At 56.9% G+C, this 16,601-nt stretch carries 15 protein-coding genes; 8 read left to right on the forward strand and 7 right to left on the reverse strand.

What is annotated here, in order from left to right; all coding sequences use genetic code 11:
• Positions 1-17 precede the first annotated feature (17 nt).
• The 3 genes from nudB to ACSJLU_RS13815 all read right to left on the reverse strand — a co-directional run bounded on the left by nudB (position 18) and on the right by ACSJLU_RS13815 (position 2,553).
• Complete coding sequence (nudB, locus tag ACSJLU_RS13805; protein WP_004932373.1) at positions 18-464, reverse strand: dihydroneopterin triphosphate diphosphatase; 447 nt, start codon at positions 462-464, stop codon at positions 18-20.
• Positions 464-2,248 carry an aspartate--tRNA ligase gene (aspS, locus tag ACSJLU_RS13810; RefSeq protein ID WP_025303127.1) on the reverse strand — a complete coding sequence of 595 codons (1,785 nt, stop codon included), beginning with the start codon at positions 2,246-2,248 and terminating at the stop codon, positions 464-466. The genes nudB and aspS overlap by 1 nt, the downstream gene beginning before the upstream one ends.
• Before the next feature lie 74 nt (positions 2,249-2,322).
• Complete coding sequence (locus tag ACSJLU_RS13815; protein ID WP_320204121.1) at positions 2,323-2,553, reverse strand: FmdB family zinc ribbon protein; 231 nt, start codon at positions 2,551-2,553, stop codon at positions 2,323-2,325.
• Between the two features lie 215 nt (positions 2,554-2,768).
• Between ACSJLU_RS13815 and ACSJLU_RS13820 the strand changes: the two genes are divergently transcribed.
• The 5 genes from ACSJLU_RS13820 to cmoB all read left to right on the forward strand — a co-directional run bounded on the left by ACSJLU_RS13820 (position 2,769) and on the right by cmoB (position 6,528).
• Positions 2,769-3,347 (forward strand): hydrolase, encoded by a 579-nt coding sequence (locus ACSJLU_RS13820; RefSeq protein WP_147823890.1) that lies wholly within the window; start codon positions 2,769-2,771, stop codon positions 3,345-3,347.
• A 53-nt stretch (positions 3,348-3,400) separates the two neighbouring features.
• A complete protein-coding gene (locus tag ACSJLU_RS13825) occupies positions 3,401-4,216 on the forward strand; it encodes a DUF72 domain-containing protein (protein ID WP_342096371.1) in 816 nt (271 codons plus the stop codon).
• 102 nt (positions 4,217-4,318) lie between these two features.
• The gene (locus ACSJLU_RS13830; RefSeq protein ID WP_004932387.1) at positions 4,319-4,714 is read left to right on the forward strand and encodes an MAPEG family protein; all 396 of its coding nucleotides are present in this window, start codon (positions 4,319-4,321) and stop codon (positions 4,712-4,714) included.
• Positions 4,715-4,816: 102 nt separating this feature from the next.
• Positions 4,817-5,560, forward strand: coding sequence for a carboxy-S-adenosyl-L-methionine synthase CmoA (gene cmoA, locus ACSJLU_RS13835; RefSeq protein WP_049209177.1), 744 nt, complete (start codon positions 4,817-4,819; stop codon positions 5,558-5,560).
• Positions 5,557-6,528 (forward strand): tRNA 5-methoxyuridine(34)/uridine 5-oxyacetic acid(34) synthase CmoB, encoded by a 972-nt coding sequence (gene cmoB / locus ACSJLU_RS13840; protein WP_025303131.1) that lies wholly within the window; start codon positions 5,557-5,559, stop codon positions 6,526-6,528. The genes cmoA and cmoB overlap by 4 nt, the downstream gene beginning before the upstream one ends.
• Before the next feature lie 36 nt (positions 6,529-6,564).
• Here the strand turns inward: cmoB and ACSJLU_RS13845 are convergent, their stop codons facing one another.
• Together ACSJLU_RS13845 and ACSJLU_RS13850 are read right to left on the reverse strand one after the other, a co-directional pair.
• Positions 6,565-8,655, reverse strand: a complete 2,091-nt coding sequence (locus tag ACSJLU_RS13845) for an FKBP-type peptidyl-prolyl cis-trans isomerase N-terminal domain-containing protein (protein ID WP_197812506.1) — start codon at positions 8,653-8,655, stop codon at positions 6,565-6,567.
• Positions 8,652-9,056 (reverse strand): hypothetical protein, encoded by a 405-nt coding sequence (locus ACSJLU_RS13850; RefSeq protein WP_025303133.1) that lies wholly within the window; start codon positions 9,054-9,056, stop codon positions 8,652-8,654. Before ACSJLU_RS13850 ends, ACSJLU_RS13845 begins: the two co-directional genes overlap by 4 nt.
• Before the next feature lie 437 nt (positions 9,057-9,493).
• On the opposite strand from ACSJLU_RS13850, the gene ACSJLU_RS13855 reads away from it, so the two are divergent.
• A complete protein-coding gene (locus ACSJLU_RS13855; protein WP_060447816.1) occupies positions 9,494-11,314 on the forward strand; it encodes a hypothetical protein in 1,821 nt (606 codons plus the stop codon).
• A 131-nt stretch (positions 11,315-11,445) separates the two neighbouring features.
• Here the strand turns inward: ACSJLU_RS13855 and cutC are convergent, their stop codons facing one another.
• Positions 11,446-12,204, reverse strand: a complete 759-nt coding sequence (gene cutC / locus ACSJLU_RS13860) for a copper homeostasis protein CutC (protein ID WP_043143046.1) — start codon at positions 12,202-12,204, stop codon at positions 11,446-11,448.
• Between the two features lie 101 nt (positions 12,205-12,305).
• On the opposite strand from cutC, the gene ACSJLU_RS13865 reads away from it, so the two are divergent.
• Complete coding sequence (locus ACSJLU_RS13865; RefSeq protein WP_043143038.1) at positions 12,306-13,454, forward strand: MalY/PatB family protein; 1,149 nt, start codon at positions 12,306-12,308, stop codon at positions 13,452-13,454.
• Here ACSJLU_RS13865 and ACSJLU_RS13870 read toward each other — a convergent pair.
• Positions 13,451-14,017: a VOC family protein gene (locus tag ACSJLU_RS13870; protein ID WP_025303137.1), complete on the reverse strand. Its 567-nt coding sequence runs from the start codon at positions 14,015-14,017 to the stop codon at positions 13,451-13,453. The two genes, ACSJLU_RS13865 and ACSJLU_RS13870, sit on opposite strands and share 4 nt — an antisense overlap.
• 830 nt (positions 14,018-14,847) lie before the next feature.
• On the opposite strand from ACSJLU_RS13870, the gene argS reads away from it, so the two are divergent.
• On the forward strand, positions 14,848-16,578 hold the full coding sequence (gene argS / locus ACSJLU_RS13875) for an arginine--tRNA ligase (protein ID WP_025303138.1): 1,731 nt from the start codon (positions 14,848-14,850) through the stop codon (positions 16,576-16,578).
• Positions 16,579-16,601: the final 23 nt, after the last annotated feature.

Consider the following 16,601-nt stretch of genomic DNA (forward strand, 5'->3'; position numbering starts at 1 on the left):
AAAATCTCCGAAAAAAACTACTGGACTGAATTGATCACGAACTCTTCAATCGCCTGCTGATTGCTCCATGACTTGGTCAACTTCACGGCTTCGGCCGCCTCAAGCCATTGGTAAGCGTGGTGCTCGGTAATCACCGGATCGCGCTCCTCGGGCAACGCCAGACAGAACCAGTGCTCTTTATTGCGCGTGGTTCCCGGCGCATAGCGATGTCGCAAATGGACAAAGAGTTCAAACTCCACGCAGCGTTGGCAATCGAACAACGGCAGGTGCTCTGCTTCGATATCGATGCCGACTTCTTCCATGACTTCACGCCGCGCGGCATGCGGCGGTGACTCATCCTGTTCCAGGCTGCCGGTGACCGACTGCCAGAACTCGGTATCGTCGCGCCGCTGTAACATCAGCACCCGACCACTGGATTTCGCGTAAATCACTACCAGGATAGATTCAGGGCGCTTATAACTCATCACTCGCTCTCTTGTTCCGCACCGGCTTTCTTTACCACGCTGATCGCCAGCTCCTGCAGCGACGCCGGGTTGGCGAAGCTCGGTGCGTCGGTCATCAGACAGGCCGCCGCGGTGGTTTTCGGGAAGGCGATCACGTCGCGGATGTTGTCGGTGCCGGTCAGCAGCATCACCAGACGATCCAGGCCGAAGGCCAGGCCGGCGTGCGGCGGCGTACCGTACTTCAGCGCGTCCAGCAGGAAGCCGAACTTCTCGCGCTGTTCATGTTCGTTAATGCCCAGAATGCTGAATACCGTCTGCTGCATTTCGCTGCGGTGAATACGTACCGAACCGCCGCCCACTTCGTAACCGTTGATCACCATGTCATAGGCGTTGGCGATAGCGTTGACCGGCGCTGCCGCCAGCTCTTCCGGGCTCATGTCGCGCGGCGAGGTGAACGGGTGGTGCATCGCCGCCAGGCCGCCCTCTTCGTCTTCTTCGAACATCGGGAAGTCGACCACCCACAGCGGCGCCCAGCTGTCGAGTTGGGTCAGCCCCAGATCGCGACCCAGCTTCAGGCGCAGCGCGCCCATCGCGTCGGTGACAATCTTGAAACTGTCTGCGCCGAAGAACAGGATGTCGCCGGTCTGCGCGTTGGTGCGCGCCAGGACAGCTTCCAGCACTTCCGCGCTGAGGAATTTGGCGATCGGGCTCTGCACGCCTTCCATGCCGGCGGCGCGGTCGTTGACCTTCAGCCAGGCCAGGCCTTTCGCGCCGTAGATGTTGACGAAAGCGCCGTACTCGTCGATCTGCTTGCGTGTCAGCTGTGCGCCGCCCGGTACGCGGATTGCCGCCACGCGGCCTTTGGCGTCGTTAGCCGGGCCGGAGAACACTTTAAACTCGACGTCTTTGACCAGGTCGGCCACGTCCACCAGCTCCAGCGGGTTACGCAGGTCCGGCTTGTCGGAGCCAAAGCGACGCATCGCTTCGGCGAAGGTCATGACCGGGAAATCGCCCAGATCCACGCCCTTCACGTCCAGCCACAGCTCGCGCGCCAGTTTCTCCATCACTTCACGCACCTGATCGGCGGTCATGAAGGAGGTTTCGACGTCGATCTGGGTGAATTCAGGCTGACGGTCCGCACGCAGGTCTTCGTCACGGAAGCATTTGACGATCTGATAGTAACGATCGAAGCCGGACATCATCAGCAGCTGTTTGAACAGCTGCGGAGACTGTGGCAGCGCGTAGAATTTGCCCTTGTGCACGCGGCTTGGCACCAGGTAATCGCGGGCGCCTTCCGGCGTCGCCTTGGTCAGCATCGGCGTTTCGATATCGAGGAAGCCATGGCTGTCCATGAAGCGGCGTACGAAGCTGGTGATTTTGGCGCGGGTCTTCAGACGCTCAGCCATTTCCGGGCGGCGCAGATCCAGGTAGCGGTATTTCAGGCGCGCTTCTTCACTGTTGACCTGGTTGGAGTCCAGCGGCAGCGGCTCGGAGCGGTTGATGATCTCCAGCGCGTGGGCAAACACTTCCACTTCGCCGGTGGCCATATCTTTATTGATCTGGCTGTCCGGACGCGCACGCACGGTGCCGACGATCTGGATGCAGAACTCATTGCGCAGGTCGTAGGCCTTGTCGAACGCCACTTTCTCGTCCGGATCGAAGAACACCTGCACGATGCCTTCGCGGTCGCGCATATCAATAAAGATCAGGCCGCCGAGATCGCGACGACGATTGACCCAACCACACAGAGTGACTTCCTGGCCCACGTGGGACAGATTCAACTGTCCGCAATATTCAGTACGCATACGCTATCCTTTTACACAGCCGATGCCGCGCCGGGCTACTGCGCCCCTGTCGCGCGGCTGTTATCTGATAAATTCTACTTGTTACCCGGTTTAAAATCCGTCGCATACCACCCGGTGCCCTTAAGCTGGAAGCCGGAGGATGAAATCAACTTGGTCAACGCGGGCTGCCCACACGCCGGGCAGTCTGCCAGCGGCGCATCGGAAAATTTTTGCAATTTCTCTAACCGATGGTTGCAAGCACCACATGCATATTCATAAATCGGCATAGGTCGTTGGATTAAAGAGTGTTGAAAAAAGGGAGTCATTATAAAGGAAATTCATCCGCCCGATAAGTGCGAACACAGCATTGTTACCGCACTAAATGGCGCGTTTTTGCTCGAATCAACACATCGGTTAACAAATTTCCCATTAACCTGCGACAGTTTTTTCACGTAGCCTGATTCTCCCCCGGTTTTGCGCCGAACGCAGCTCGCCCGACGCGCCGAACAGTTTTTATCCACTTCGCAACGAGATGAAATCCATGCTGAAACTTGACGCCCAAACCACCGCTCTGGTGCTGATCGATTTGCAAAATGGCATTCTGCCCTACGCCGGCGGCCCGCACGGCGCCGAGCAGGTGGTGGCGAACGCCGCCCTGCTGGCCGCGCGTTTTCGTCTGCTAGGCGCGCCGGTGCTGTTGGTGCGCGTCGGTTGGTCAGACTCCTTCGCCGAAGCGCTGAAACAACCGGTGGATAAACCGACTCCCGCGCCCGCCGGCGGTTTGCCGGCCAGCTGGTGGGAGTTCCCCGCGCCGCTGGCGGTCTGCGACAGCGATATTCTGATCACCAAGCGCCAATGGGGCGCCTTCTACGGCACCGATCTGGACTTGCAGCTGCGCCGTCGCGGCATCAAGTCTGTGGTGCTGGGCGGTATTTCCACCAATATCGGCGTGGAATCCACCGCCCGCGCCGCCTGGGAACACGGCTATGAGCTGGTGATCGCCGAAGACGTCTGCAGCGCGCAGAACGCGGAAATGCACCGTTTCGCGTTCGAACACATCTTCCCGCGTTTGGCGCGAGTGCGCGACACCGGCGAAATTCTTGCCGCGCTCGACCGGTAACGTTAAGTTGTAGCCTGATAAGCCAAGGATAAGTAAAGGAAGACGACGCCGTGATCTACATCGGACTGCCCCAGTGGCAACATTCAGCCTGGAATCGTATCGGGCTGCGTGACTTGGCGGATTACAGCCGCTACTTCAACTGCGTGGAAGGCAACACCACCTTCTACGCGCTGCCGAAGCTGGACATCGTGCAGCGCTGGCGCGACATGACCGGCGACGATTTTCGCTTCTGCTTCAAATTCCCGTCGGACATCAGCCACAAGGCCGCCCTACGCAACTGCGCCGCCGAGCTGCAGGCGTTTTACCACTGCCTGAGCCCGGTGCATCAACGCATCGGGCAATTGTGGCTGCAGTTGCCCGCCGCCTTCGGCCCCGACGAGCTGCCGCGCATGTGGCAGTTCTTCGAAAGCCTGCCGCAGGAATTCACCTACGGCGTCGAAGTGCGTCATCCGGCATTTTTCGCCAAAGGCGAGGAAGAGCGCGCGTTGAATCAGGGGCTGCATCAGCGCGGCATCAATCGGGTGATCCTCGACAGCCGCCCGGTGCATCACGCCACCCCCCATACCGCCGCCGTGCGCGATGCCCAGCAGAAAAAACCGAAGCTGCCGGTGCACGCTCTGGTCACCGCCGACCAACCGCTGGTGCGCTTTATCGGCGGCGACCAATTGGCCGACAACCTGCGCTGGTTCGAAGCCTGGCAGCAAAAACTGCCGCTGTGGCAGCAACAACATCAACCGTATCTGTTTATTCATACGCCGGACAACGGCGATTCACCCCAGCAAGCGCAAAAAATTTGGCAGCAGCTGCGCCGGGCGATCCCCGATTTGCCTGCGCCGCCGGACTGGCCAGAGCAAGATGCACTGTTTTGACCTATTAATCTGACCAATAACATCAAATATTTCCCCGCGACAGTGAATACAATGACGGCTATGATGCTGGCTGCCAGTTTTGGTTAGGGAACGGAGTTAAAAATGGTAAGCGCGCTTTATGTAGTGCTCGGCGCATTGTTGTTGATCAAACTCTCTTATGACGTAGTCAGATTAAGGATGCAGTACCGCGTAGCCTACGGCGACGGCGGTTTTTACGAATTGCAGACCGCCATCCGCGTGCATGGCAACGCCGTTGAATACATTCCTATCGCTGCCGTATTGCTGGTGATCATGGAGATGAACGGCGCGGAAATTTGGATGATTCACCTTTGCGGCCTGATGCTGATGGCCGGGCGACTGGTGCATTACTACGGTTTGCGCAACCGCGAGGTTCGCTGGCGTCGTTCAGGCATGGCCGCGACCTATATCTCTTTGTTGTTGATGGTTCTGGCAAATATCTTCTATCTGCCCTGGGATCTAATTTTCAGCCTGCATTGATCCCGTTTTATCATCAGGCGGCCGCGCCGCCTGCTTCCGCTCCGCTTTTTTACGCTTTTCTGTTAGACTACGCAGCTTCGAATTCTGAACTGATTTGCCGCTATGCCAAACCGCGATACCCTTTTCTCCGCCCCCATCGCCAAACTGGGCGACTGGACCTTCGACGAACGCGTCGCCGAAGTGTTTCCCGACATGATCCAACGCTCCGTTCCCGGCTATTCCAACATCATCTCGATGATCGGTATGCTAGCCGAACGCTTTGTGCAACCCGACAGCCGGGTGTATGACTTGGGCTGCTCGCTGGGCGCGGCGACGCTGTCGATGCGGCGGAATATCAAGGTGCCTGGCTGCACTATCATCGCCGTCGACAATTCGCCGGCGATGGTGGAACGTTGCCGCCGCCATATCGACGCCTTCCGCGCCGACACGCCGGTCGACATCATCGAAGCCGACATTCGCGACATCGACATCGAAAACGCCTCGATGGTGGTGCTGAACTTTACGCTGCAGTTCCTCGAGCCGGCCGATCGCCTGCGTCTGCTGGAGAAAATCTATCGCGGCCTGCGCCCAGGCGGCGCACTGGTGCTGTCGGAGAAATTCAGCTTTGAAGACGCCGAAGTCGGCGAACTGCTGTTCAACATGCATCACGATTTCAAACGCGCTAACGGGTACAGCGAGCTGGAGATCAGCCAAAAACGCAGCATGCTGGAAAATGTGATGCTCACCGACTCGGTAGAAGCGCACAAAGCGCGACTGCAACAGGCCGGGTTCGAGCATGCCGAAGTGTGGTTCCAGTGCTTCAACTTCGGTTCGCTGATCGCCCTGAAAGCGGGAGAGGCGCAATGATCGAGTTCGGTGATTTCTATCAGCATATTGCCAAGAGTCCCCTCAGCCATTGGTTGGATACCCTGCCCGCGCAGCTCAGCGCCTGGCAACGCGAATCGCTGCACGGCAAATTCAAACAGTGGTTCAACTCGGTAGAACATTTGCCGACGCTGACCCCAACCCGCCTCGATCTGCTGCACGGCGTGCGCGCCGAAATGGAGCCCGGCCTGTCGCCGGGCCAGCTCGAAGGCATCGAGAAAATGCTGCGCACCCTGATGCCGTGGCGTAAAGGGCCGTTCTCGCTGTATGGCATCGATATCGATACCGAATGGCATTCCGACTGGAAGTGGGATCGCGTGCTGCCGCACATTTCTCCGCTGGCCGGCCGCACCATTCTCGACGTTGGCTGCGGCAGTGGTTATCACCTGTGGCGCATGATCGGCGCCGGTGCCCACTTCGCCGTAGGCATCGATCCCATGCAGCTGTTCCTATGCCAGTTCGAAGCGGTGCGCAAGCTGTTGGGCGGCGATCAGCGCGCCCACCTGCTGCCGCTCGGCATCGAGCAGTTGCCAGATTTGGCGGCGTTCGACACCGTGTTCTCGATGGGGGTGCTGTATCACCGCCGCTCGCCGCTTGATCATCTGTATCAGCTGAAAAATCAGCTGGTGGCTGAAGGTGAACTGGTGCTGGAAACGTTGGTGGTGGAAGGCGATCGCCACCAGGTGCTGGTGCCGGGCGATCGTTATGCGCAGATGCGCAACGTGTATTTCATCCCTTCCGCCGAAGCGCTGAAATGCTGGCTGGAGAAGTGTGGCTTCGTCGACGTGAAGATCGCCGATATGTGCGTCACTAGCCTCGAGGAGCAGCGCCGCACCGACTGGATGACCAGCGAGTCGCTGGCAGAATTCCTCGATCCGAACGATCGCAGCAAAACGGTCGAAGGCTATCCGGCGCCCCTGCGCGCCGTACTGACCGCCAAAAAACCCTAGTACTCGCTAATCGGGCCGGCCTGCGCCGGCCCGAATTCACCCGTTACTGACATCGACAATTCGCAGCTCATAGACCATCGTCGCGTTCGGCGGGATCTGCGGCGCATAGCCGGTTTCACCGTACGCCAACGCCGGCGGCACCACCATCGTCAGCGAGCCGTGATTTTTCAGGTGGCCGATCGCCTCGCGGAACAACGGCGGATAGGCGGAGAGCGGCTGGGACATCACCTTCCCACTGCGATCCATATCCTGAATCACGCGACCGTCGGTTAAACTTTCTTTCACCACGATGTCCACCCGCGCGTTTTCCTTAATGGCCTCATCACCCGCATAATCGATGCGATACCAGAAACCGGCAGGCGACTTCTGCGTACCCTTCTTCTTTTTAAACTCGGCGACGAACGCCTCACCCTTGCTGGTCTGCGTCTTCGCCGCCTGGTTTCTGGCGTCATTTACCGCTTTTTCCGACTCCGCCAGTGCGCTGGTCAACTGCGCATCGCTCAACTGGTAATGGCCGCTGAAGGTATCGATCACGCCCGCCAGCAGCACGGTTTTGTCGGGCGTGATACCCCAATTTTTACGTTCCGCCAGCATCGTTTGAATATCGCGCCCCAAAGCGACACCGGCGGCGTAGCTCTGTTGCTCCGGCTTTTTCTTGAGCGTCTGACTCTCCGGCAGCCATTTAGCCCGCGATCTCAGCCCATCCAGTTCCTCGCGCAAGGCTTGCTGTGCCTGTTGCGCGGCCGCCAGCTCCGTCGCCGTTTTATCCGCCTGTTGCGCCGCTTTATTCCGTAGCTGCACTGTCTGCGCGTTTTCCGTCGTCAGCGCCGCCAGACGCTGTTCCAGCGCCTTAGCCTGCTCGGTTTGCGTTTTGTTTTTTCCCTGCAGCGTTGCCAACTGCTGCTGAAGTTCACCCGTCGCTTTGGCGGCCTCGGCCTTTTGCTGTGCCAGCGCCATCTTCAGGTTTTGCTCTTGTTGCTCAGCCTGTTGGCGTTGACCATCACGCTCTTTCTGCAGCTGAGTCAGCTGCTGCTGAAGTTCAGCCGCAGCCTTGGCGGCTTCGACCTTTTGCTGCGCCATCGCCGTCTTCAGGCTTTTTTCTTGCTGCTCGGCCTGTTGGCGTACGATATCCCTCTCTTTTTGCACCTGCGCCAGCTGCTGTTGAAGTTCACCCGCAGCCTTGGCGGCTTCCGCCTTTTGCTGCGCCAGCGCCGTCTTCAGGCTTTTTTCTTGCCGCTCGGCCTGTTGGCGTACGATATCCCTCTCTTTTTGCACCTGCGCCAGCTGCTGCTGAAGTTCACCCGCAGCCTTGGCGGTTTCGGCCTTTTGCTGCGCCAGCGCCGTCTTCAGGCTTTGCTCTTGCTGCCCCCCCTGCTGCCGTTGATCCACCTGCTCTTTTTGCAGTTTCGCCAGCTGCTGCTGCAGTTCGCCCGTCAGCCTGGCAGCCTCGGCCTTCTGCTGTTCCAGCTCAGCGGCGGCCGCTTTTTTATCCTGCTCATAACGTTGGCGCGCTTTATCGTGGGCGGTCTGCACCGCGGCCAATTTCTCCTGCCAGGCGTTATCCGCCTGGCCAGGCAGCACCGCCAGCCGTTGTTCCAGCAAGGCAATACGCCGATCGCGCTCCGCGGTTTGTTGCTTTTGCCGCGCTAACGCCGCTTGCGTTTCGGCGATCTGCGCCTGAGCCTTACGCTCCTGCGGCGTCAGGTTCAGCGCCTGCCGCACGCCGCTGGCGAAGTTGCTCAACGCGCTCAGATCGGGTGCCGGTGACGGTTTGTCGGCAGCCGTCAGGGTGGACGCGACGCGCAACGCGGTCAGCTCCTGCTGCAGTGATTGAATTACCGCCTGCTGTTGCTCCAATCGGGCCTCTTTCTCGCGCAGCGCCTTTTGCCACTGCGCCAGCTGCTTCTTATGCGCCGCCGTCTCACGCGTTTGAACCGGCCGGGATGCTGACTTTTGTGGGGCCTGGGATTGAGTGACTGCGGTATCCGCTGCCGGTGCATCTTGCCGCTGATAGCGCTCGGCAAACTGCAATAACGCCGGCACGTCGTCATCCGCAGCGACCACCGCCGGCGCAAACGCCAACGCTATCATCAGGCTCAGTAGCGCCTTTCTCGCACGGAGAGTCATTGGGCGCGTTCTCCGCGCTCAGCCAGGCCGGTCATCATGGCAGAACTGATGTCTGCGCACAGACGGCTGGTGCGATAACGATACAGGGCGTCAACGGTTTCCTGCGTGCCCGTGTTGACCCGCTGGCGTACCCCGGCATACTGCGCCGCGCCGCCCATCAAAGTATCGAACTCGCGTTTGAATTTTTGGTATTTTTCGTTATCCATACCGCGCATGGCATCCAGCTCGCGCTGGCACTGCTGCATGCGCTCAGCTTCACGCTGCCGTTTGTCTTGCTCGGCAACTTCTTCCGCGCTGGGCGGCTTACTTAATGTAGAAACAGGCCGCTTGGCGGTCTGGCAGCCGGTCAGGGCCAACGTCAGCAAAAGCGCAGCGGTTAAACAGTGTGCCGTTCGGGTCATTATCGTTATCTCCTTGTAAAGTCCGCCGTCGGCGTGCTCTGTGGCTGCGCCGACGGCTCTCCTCAATTGATGCTGTGATGTTCCGGCCATAAAACCGGCGGTGAGCAGGTATAAAATGCAGACGCGATAATGAGCGGCAGAGCGCAAATCATTCACCACGCAAATAAATACCAAAAAATCATTTAATATCATGATATTTAAAGGATTTTAACTCACAAATTTATCAGCAGGGCATAGCGAGCGCAAGAAGAGATGGGGCCGCCGACCGAATAACAGCGTTGAAACGGTGCTGCGTCTTTACAAGGTACCAGGCCAATCCATGCTCCACTTTCCGCGGCCTGAACTTCACGCTGTATCAGCACCCAGCAAACCTCATCGACTTTTTGAAACGTCCAGCCTGATTGAGAATAGTGTTGCCAACCAACAGGAGAAATTTCATGAACAATATGATTAGTGTTAATAACATCAGTGAATTGCGTAATCTGACGCCAGTTACAGATGACCAGATTGTCTTTTTAGTTTCTCACACCGCTGGACACTTCACCGGAGGCGGCGAATTCTATTATGCGAAAACGGATACAACCAGTGCGGACAATAACGGTACCGTGGTGGTTACAACGGGAGGAGCGCGCTGGAAACGACTGGATCAGAAACTGACTTTCGATCACTTCGGTGCCGATCCTAGTGGCACTTCCGCCTCTGACGCAGCAATCAGCGCGACATTAAACTATGCCGCGAGTTTAAAAAACAAAGTGGTCTATGCTTCGGAAAATGCTCAATATCTGCTGACCAGCACTCAACCTATCAACGTCGCAAATGGCGTCACAGTCAGAGGATCCCGCCGCGGTATTGCTCAAGGCCCTGCAAGTCTTACAAACAATGGCCCTAATCGGGCAGGCCTTGCTGACGATAGTGCTTTCATCATCAAAAAGCCGGCAGGTACGGTTTGTTTCGCCTGCGATAAGAACGTTGTCTTTGATGGGTGGTCGTTCCTCTATCCAGATCAGAAATATACTGCCACCCAGCCGGAGGCGTTTGTTCCATACGGAGCCACCATTACCGCAACCGGCGCTCTGTCAGTCGCCAACTGCCGTTATGTAGGCGCCTATGATTTTGTTGAAGCTCGTGGAGAAGCCAACAGCTTTGAGAATATCTACGGTTGGGCAGTACGCTGCGACTACAGGGTTTATGAAAGCAGGGACATCAACAGATTTACCAATGTTCACGTCAATGCCAACGTCGTGCGCCCGACAGAAAACGCGGTGACTGCCTCTATCGCCGTAGCCGGTTCTTGTGCTTTCAATCTCGATCGCCACGACAATACGTTTATGGTGAATGTATTCTCTTATGGCAAAAAGATCTTTATCAAAACTACAACACAAGGAACCTCCTATTTAGGCGGCCTTAGCCTGAGCAATTTCATGGCAGACAGAAATGGTACCGGAATTGATATCGACTCGGATTCCTCCGCCAATATTCAAATCGCCAACGGTTCTTATATTAATGACTATGGTGATACCGTTGGAGGGTTCCTGGTATTAAGAAAGTCTACTGGCCAATCAAATATCACCCCAGTGCAAATCAGCAATGTTAACTTCGCTACCGCTAATGGACCGAAGGGTTCACTCTCCCCTCAGGCCATTCGCTTCGAAGCGAACGGCGGGTATCAACTTTCATTCAGCAACACCGTCATGCCAATGTGGACGAACGGCAGTCTGAACAATGAAGCGGGTTACAACATTCTTAGAGGCACACTGAGCATTGCGCAACGCAGCTATCAGCTACATGCGGCTCCGCTAAATTGTTTGACGAACAGCAACATGATCGCCATCGGTGCTGACAAACAGCCTGTTGGCTGGTTTATTGACGGGAATCTGACGGCGGATAGCAATATCCTGACCGCCAATGGAGACAACCCGGCTTATAAAGGTTTGGGTCAACGTATTCATCGGAGCATGGGATTGAGAACATTCTGGGCCATCGCATCCTCTATCGGCGATCAATCTACCGCGCAAGCTTCGACTGGCATTTGGGCCCGCTCGTACAACGATAATTATACCGACACTGTCGAGAGCAATGAAGCGATTCCCTGGATACGCATCGGCAACCTCTACTACGCGCGTTTTGTCATGAACAACAATCGCACTATCCACGATATCCTGGTCAATCCCGGAAGTGGCAATAATGCGGTGCGCGTTTTAAACTGCGGCATTACTCCGGGCGAAGTCTTCAACTTCTCGCCCGATGCACAGCACTAATCATCCGCAAAATAAAAAAAGCCCCGGCAAAACGCCGGGGCCTGGTACTTGCGTGATCGCCGAGGGCTCGGTGACACGCAAAGGGGTCTTACGGCCCGGAAACCGGTTATCAAACACGGTTAGCTGCGTGTTTATGCGCTTTGCGCCAGGGGATCAACCAAGGCCAGCGCGTTTTTCATCGCCTCCACCATTTCGCCATCCACGCAATAATGGCTAAATTCGTCAAACTCGTTATCGGAGCACATGGTGACACCCGCCTTGCGATAACGCATGGTCGACGGCGCTAGATGGCCGGAAGAGCTGTGCAGTTCATGCAGGCCGATATCGACGAACTTGTGCAGATTGCTGAGGCGCACACCGGCACCCGCCATGATCACCGGGCCCTGGCTGGCCTGACGCAAATCACGCAGCAACGGCAGGCCAAGTTCGGCGCTCTGCTGTTGGCCGGAGGTCAGAATGCGCGCCACGCCCAGCTCAGTCAGTTGCTCCAGCGCCACCATCGGATTCTGGCACATGTCGAACGCGCGGTGGAACGTCACCGCCATCCCCTCGCACAGCCTCATCACTTCGCGCATGCGCGGCAGATCGATGTGCCCTTCTTCGTCCAACATGCCTACCACTACGCCGGGGAATCCCATCTCGCGGATGTGGCGGATATCTTGCTTGATCACCTCGAAATCCACCGCGCCGTAGCAAAAATCGCCACCGCGAGGGCGAACGATCGGATGCACCGGGATCGCAACCCGCTCGCGCGCCAGACGCAGCGTGCCATAGCTCGGCGTCAATCCCCCTTCGCTCTGGCTGGCGCACAACTCGATGCGATCGGCGCCCGCCCGTTCGGCCGTCAGCGCACAGTCGACGCTAAAGCAACAAACTTCCAGTTTTATCATTGTCACCCCCAGATAACGGCCAACATACGGCGGCAATTGTTCATTTCTTCATTTCTCACGTAGGCTCATGCATAGGCATAAACCGGTTCAGGGTTGTAACTATGGCATTCAATTTTGATCAATGGGTAGACCGCAGTCACAGTGACAGCGTTAAGTGGGATAAATATCGCGGCCGCGACATCCTCCCGCTTTGGGTCGCCGACAGCGATTTCGCCTCGTCGCCGGCGGTGATAGAAGCCTTGCAGCGGCGCGTAGCGCACGGCGTATTCGGCTACACCCACCCATCCCCTGATCTTCTTGAGGTTTTTATCCGCCGCATGGTAGAGCGCTACGGTTGGCACATCAAGCCTGAATGGATCATTTTCTTGCCTGGGTTGGTGTGCGGCCTGAACCTGTGCGTGCGCGCCTGCACCGAAGAACATCAGAGCACGCTGGCTCCCTCTCCCATTTATCCGCCGTTTCGCAAAGCGGCCAAATTCGCGGGGCGTAAACACCTCTCGGTGCCGCTAACGGCGGCAAACCAACGTTGGGTGCTGGATTTTTCCGCGCTGCATGGGCAGCTCAGCGGCAACGAGAAGCTCCTGTTGCTGTGCAACCCGCAAAATCCCGGAGGCACCGTTTATCGCCGGGATGAACTGTTGCAGCACCATCAGTTCGCTCTCGAGCACGATTTAATCGTCTGCTCCGATGAAATCCACTGCGAGCTGCTACTTGAACCCGGCGTGCGACACATCCCTTTCGCCACCCTGAATGAAGATGCGGCCCAACGCAGCGTGACGCTGATGTCACCGTCAAAGACATTCAATCTCGCCGGGCTCGGCGCCTCGATGGCGATCGTCCCCAACGAAACGTTGAGACAAAAGCTGAAACGCGCACGCAGCGGCATTGTCCCGGAGGTTAATCTGCTGGCGCTGGTCGCCGCCCAGGCGGCCTATCAATACGGGCAACCCTGGCTGGATGAGCAGTTAATTTATCTGCGCGCCAATCGCGATCGGTTGACAGAGCGCATCAACGCTATGCCGGGATTGACGTTGTTACCGATCGAAGCCACCTATTTGGCCTGGATCGACTGCAGCGCTTTGCCGGTGGATAACCCGCATCAGTTCTTCGAGCGCGCAGGCGTTGGGTTAAGCGCCGGTTTGGATTTCGGCGATCGGCGCTTTGTACGGCTGAACTTCGGTTGCCGGCGGGCCCTGCTCGATGAAGCGCTCGATCGCATGGCGCAAGCCTGTGCGGCACTGGCTGGCTAGCCTTGTTCGCTGGCGACGATGTCTCTAATGGAATAAGGATGAAACTTGATCGTAACCGTTCCATCGGTGATGGCCAGCGTCGGGTTCGGCAGCCGTTCGCCTTCGCCTTTTGGCGAACTTTGCTTCAGCTTGATCCCCGGCGCCAACAACGCTTCATCAGCAAGGTGACTCAACGCCCGTGCATGCAGCGTCTGCGGATCGCCGCTGAGCACCAATTCGACATGTTCCCACCCTTCATGCGGATAACGTTTCTCCCCGGGGTACGGCAGCTCGACGCAATCTATGCGCCACGGCCCCACGGCCAGCGGCTGCTGTAAATCAAACAAACAGATAGGCCGCCCGTTGATCATCGATTCGGACAGCAGTGTCCCACACTGCATCAATCCCTGGCGCCAGCGTTCGGCGGTAGCGTTCTGGTGACAACGCAGGGAGATGTGATCGGCGATAAAGGCAGACAGATCAAGCCGCAATCTGGCGGCAAATTGTTGCAACGCCTGCTCGAAACGCGGCAGGTCGAGCTTCAGATCGTCAAGCTCGGCAATGGCCTGCAAGGGAGTGGTCATAGGAACCTCAAAACAACGGAGCACAAAGTTAGACGCCGTAATTTACACGGTGGTGACAGCGCTCGCCAGCGTTGAGAGGGTTTTCAGCAGTCATTCAGAATGATTTTCGGTTGCGTGCGGAGAGAGCAAAAAACCAACTTTTTATTAAGAAGGCAGTTTATTAAGTCAACAGAAAAATAAAAATTAAGAATTTTCGCAAGCCATTATAACCCATCATCATGACGTTATGATTTAAGTTATTTTTCACAAAACCATTCGTGATTCGCGGGTTAAACCGATTGAATCGCTTCACTTAATCACACTTTAGCCACTTATCAAATCCATAAAAAAACAACAATCAACCCATTGTAAACAAAGACAATAAAATTAGAATAATTAATAAAAAACTAAGGATTATCTTAATTTTAATCTAGGCAATTGATTCACCAACGCAACTCAGCTACTTTGGAGAAAATTTAAATTCGAGATGACCATTATGTTATTGCTGACGATATCCTTGGTGTTGATAATTATCGCCGTATACGCCATCTACCGTCATTTTAAATCACGCAGTACCAACACGCTGGATGCCAGGCGTCACAATAAAAAGCGTTAGCCTCATAACTTTCCCCTCCGTACATTCTGGTCAGGTCATTCTGCTTTTCACCTTCAGGCATTCTACGCGCCGCACCCGACAACTGTTTCATCGCAGCGGCCGCGCCAACTGCTGACGGGCTCCGTCAGATCGGTTACAATTGCAGGCTGTTTTGTGGAGGTCGCCCGTCGCGCCCGCCACCGTTGAATCCCGCAGGGGCTGGCTTCAGCTCCTCGTTCGTCATTAAGGTAACCCGGTGAATATTCAGGTTCTTCTTTCAGATAAAGTCAGCCAGGCGCTGATCGCCGCTGGTGCGCCAGCCGATTGCGAAGCGCAGGTCCGCCCTTCCGCCAAGGCGCAGTTTGGTGATTACCAGGCCAACGGCGTGATGTCAGTCGCCAAAAAGCTGGGCATGCCACCCCGTCAGCTGGCGGAAAAAGTGGTGCAACTGCTGGATCTCGGCGATGTCGCCAGTAAAGTGGAAATCGCCGGTCCCGGCTTTATCAACATTTTCCTGAACAGCGACTGGGTCGCCCGCCAGGCCGACCAGGTGCTGAATGCACCGAAGCTGGGCATTGCCCCGGTTGAACCGCAAACCATCGTTATCGACTACTCTGCGCCGAACGTGGCGAAAGAGATGCACGTCGGCCATCTGCGCTCCACCATCATCGGCGACGCCGCGGCACGTACCCAGGAGTTTCTGGGCCACAAAGTGATCCGCGCCAACCACGTCGGCGACTGGGGCACCCAGTTCGGCATGCTGATTGCCTACCTGGAAAAAATGCAGAATGAAAACGCCAGCGATATGGGCCTGTCCGATCTCGAGCAGTTTTACCGCGAAGCCAAGAAACATTACGACGAAGACGCCGAGTTCGCCGAGCGCGCGCGCGCTTACGTCGTGAAGCTACAGGGCGGCGATCAGTACTGCCTGAAAATGTGGCGCAAGCTGGTCGACATCACCATGGCGCAAAACCAGCTGACCTATAACCGCCTGAACGTCACGCTGACCGAAGACGACGTGATGGGCGAAAGCCTGTATAACGCGATGCTGCCGGGCATCGTCGCCGATCTGAAAGCCAAAGGGCTGGCGGTGGAAAGCGAAGGCGCCACCGTGGTGTTCCTCGACGAATACAAGAACAAGGACGGCGACCCGATGGGCGTCATCATCCAGAAAAAGGATGGCGGCTACCTCTACACCACCACCGATATCGCCTGCGCCAAATATCGCTACGAGACCCTGGGCGCCAACCGCGTGCTGTATTACATCGACTCCCGCCAGCATCAGCACCTGATGCAGGCCTGGACCATCGTGCGCAAAGCCGGTTACGTGCCTGAGTCCGTCTCGCTGGAACACCACATGTTCGGCATGATGCTGGGCAAAGACGGCAAGCCGTTCAAAACCCGCTCAGGCGGCACCGTGAAGCTCTCCGATCTGCTGGATGAGGCCATCGAACGCGCCGAACAGCTGATCGCCGGCAAAAACCCGGACATGCCGGAAGAGGAAATGAAGACCGTGGCCCGCGTGGTCGGCATCGGCGCGGTGAAATACGCCGATCTGTCGAAAAGCCGCACCACCGACTATGTTTTCGACTGGGATAACATGCTGGCCTTCGAAGGCAATACCGCGCCTTATATGCAATACGCCTATACCCGCGTGGCATCGGTATTCAAACGCGCCGGGATCGACGAAAGCAGCCTGACGCTGCCGCTGACACTGACCGAAGAGCGTGAAATTGCACTGGCCACTCGCCTGCTGCAGTTCGAAGAGGTGCTCACTACCGTTGCACGTGAAGGCACGCCGCACGTCATGTGCAGCTACCTGTACGATCTGGCGGGCTTGTTCTCCGGTTTCTACGAGCACTGCCAGATCCTCAACGCCGACAGCGAAGAAGCGCGTCAGAGCCGCCTGAAGCTGGCGCTGCTGACCTCTAAAACGCTGAAAACGGGTCTGGACACGCTCGGCATCGAAACCGTCGAACGTATGTAAACCGCACTGCGCGGAAAGCAAAA

Source organism: Serratia bockelmannii (genome assembly GCF_051803255.1).
Classification (GTDB): Bacteria; Pseudomonadota; Gammaproteobacteria; order Enterobacterales; family Enterobacteriaceae; genus Serratia; species Serratia bockelmannii.

Excerpts from the sequence above, each read along its gene's own strand:
- nudB (WP_004932373.1), bottom strand. The coding sequence starts at position 464 with ATGAGTTATAAGCGCCCTGAATCTATCCTGGTAGTGATTTACGCGAAA.
- aspS (WP_025303127.1), bottom strand. The coding sequence starts at position 2,248 with ATGCGTACTGAATATTGCGGACAGTTGAATCTGTCCCACGTGGGCCAG.
- ACSJLU_RS13815 (WP_320204121.1), bottom strand. The coding sequence starts at position 2,553 with ATGACTCCCTTTTTTCAACACTCTTTAATCCAACGACCTATGCCGATT.
- ACSJLU_RS13820 (WP_147823890.1), top strand. The coding sequence starts at position 2,769 with ATGCTGAAACTTGACGCCCAAACCACCGCTCTGGTGCTGATCGATTTG.
- ACSJLU_RS13830 (WP_004932387.1), top strand. The coding sequence starts at position 4,319 with ATGGTAAGCGCGCTTTATGTAGTGCTCGGCGCATTGTTGTTGATCAAA.
- cmoA (WP_049209177.1), top strand. The coding sequence starts at position 4,817 with ATGCCAAACCGCGATACCCTTTTCTCCGCCCCCATCGCCAAACTGGGC.
- cmoB (WP_025303131.1), top strand. The coding sequence starts at position 5,557 with ATGATCGAGTTCGGTGATTTCTATCAGCATATTGCCAAGAGTCCCCTC.
- ACSJLU_RS13845 (WP_197812506.1), bottom strand. The coding sequence starts at position 8,655 with ATGACTCTCCGTGCGAGAAAGGCGCTACTGAGCCTGATGATAGCGTTG.
- ACSJLU_RS13850 (WP_025303133.1), bottom strand. The coding sequence starts at position 9,056 with ATGACCCGAACGGCACACTGTTTAACCGCTGCGCTTTTGCTGACGTTG.
- ACSJLU_RS13855 (WP_060447816.1), top strand. The coding sequence starts at position 9,494 with ATGAACAATATGATTAGTGTTAATAACATCAGTGAATTGCGTAATCTG.
- cutC (WP_043143046.1), bottom strand. The coding sequence starts at position 12,204 with ATGATAAAACTGGAAGTTTGTTGCTTTAGCGTCGACTGTGCGCTGACG.
- ACSJLU_RS13865 (WP_043143038.1), top strand. The coding sequence starts at position 12,306 with ATGGCATTCAATTTTGATCAATGGGTAGACCGCAGTCACAGTGACAGC.
- ACSJLU_RS13870 (WP_025303137.1), bottom strand. The coding sequence starts at position 14,017 with ATGACCACTCCCTTGCAGGCCATTGCCGAGCTTGACGATCTGAAGCTC.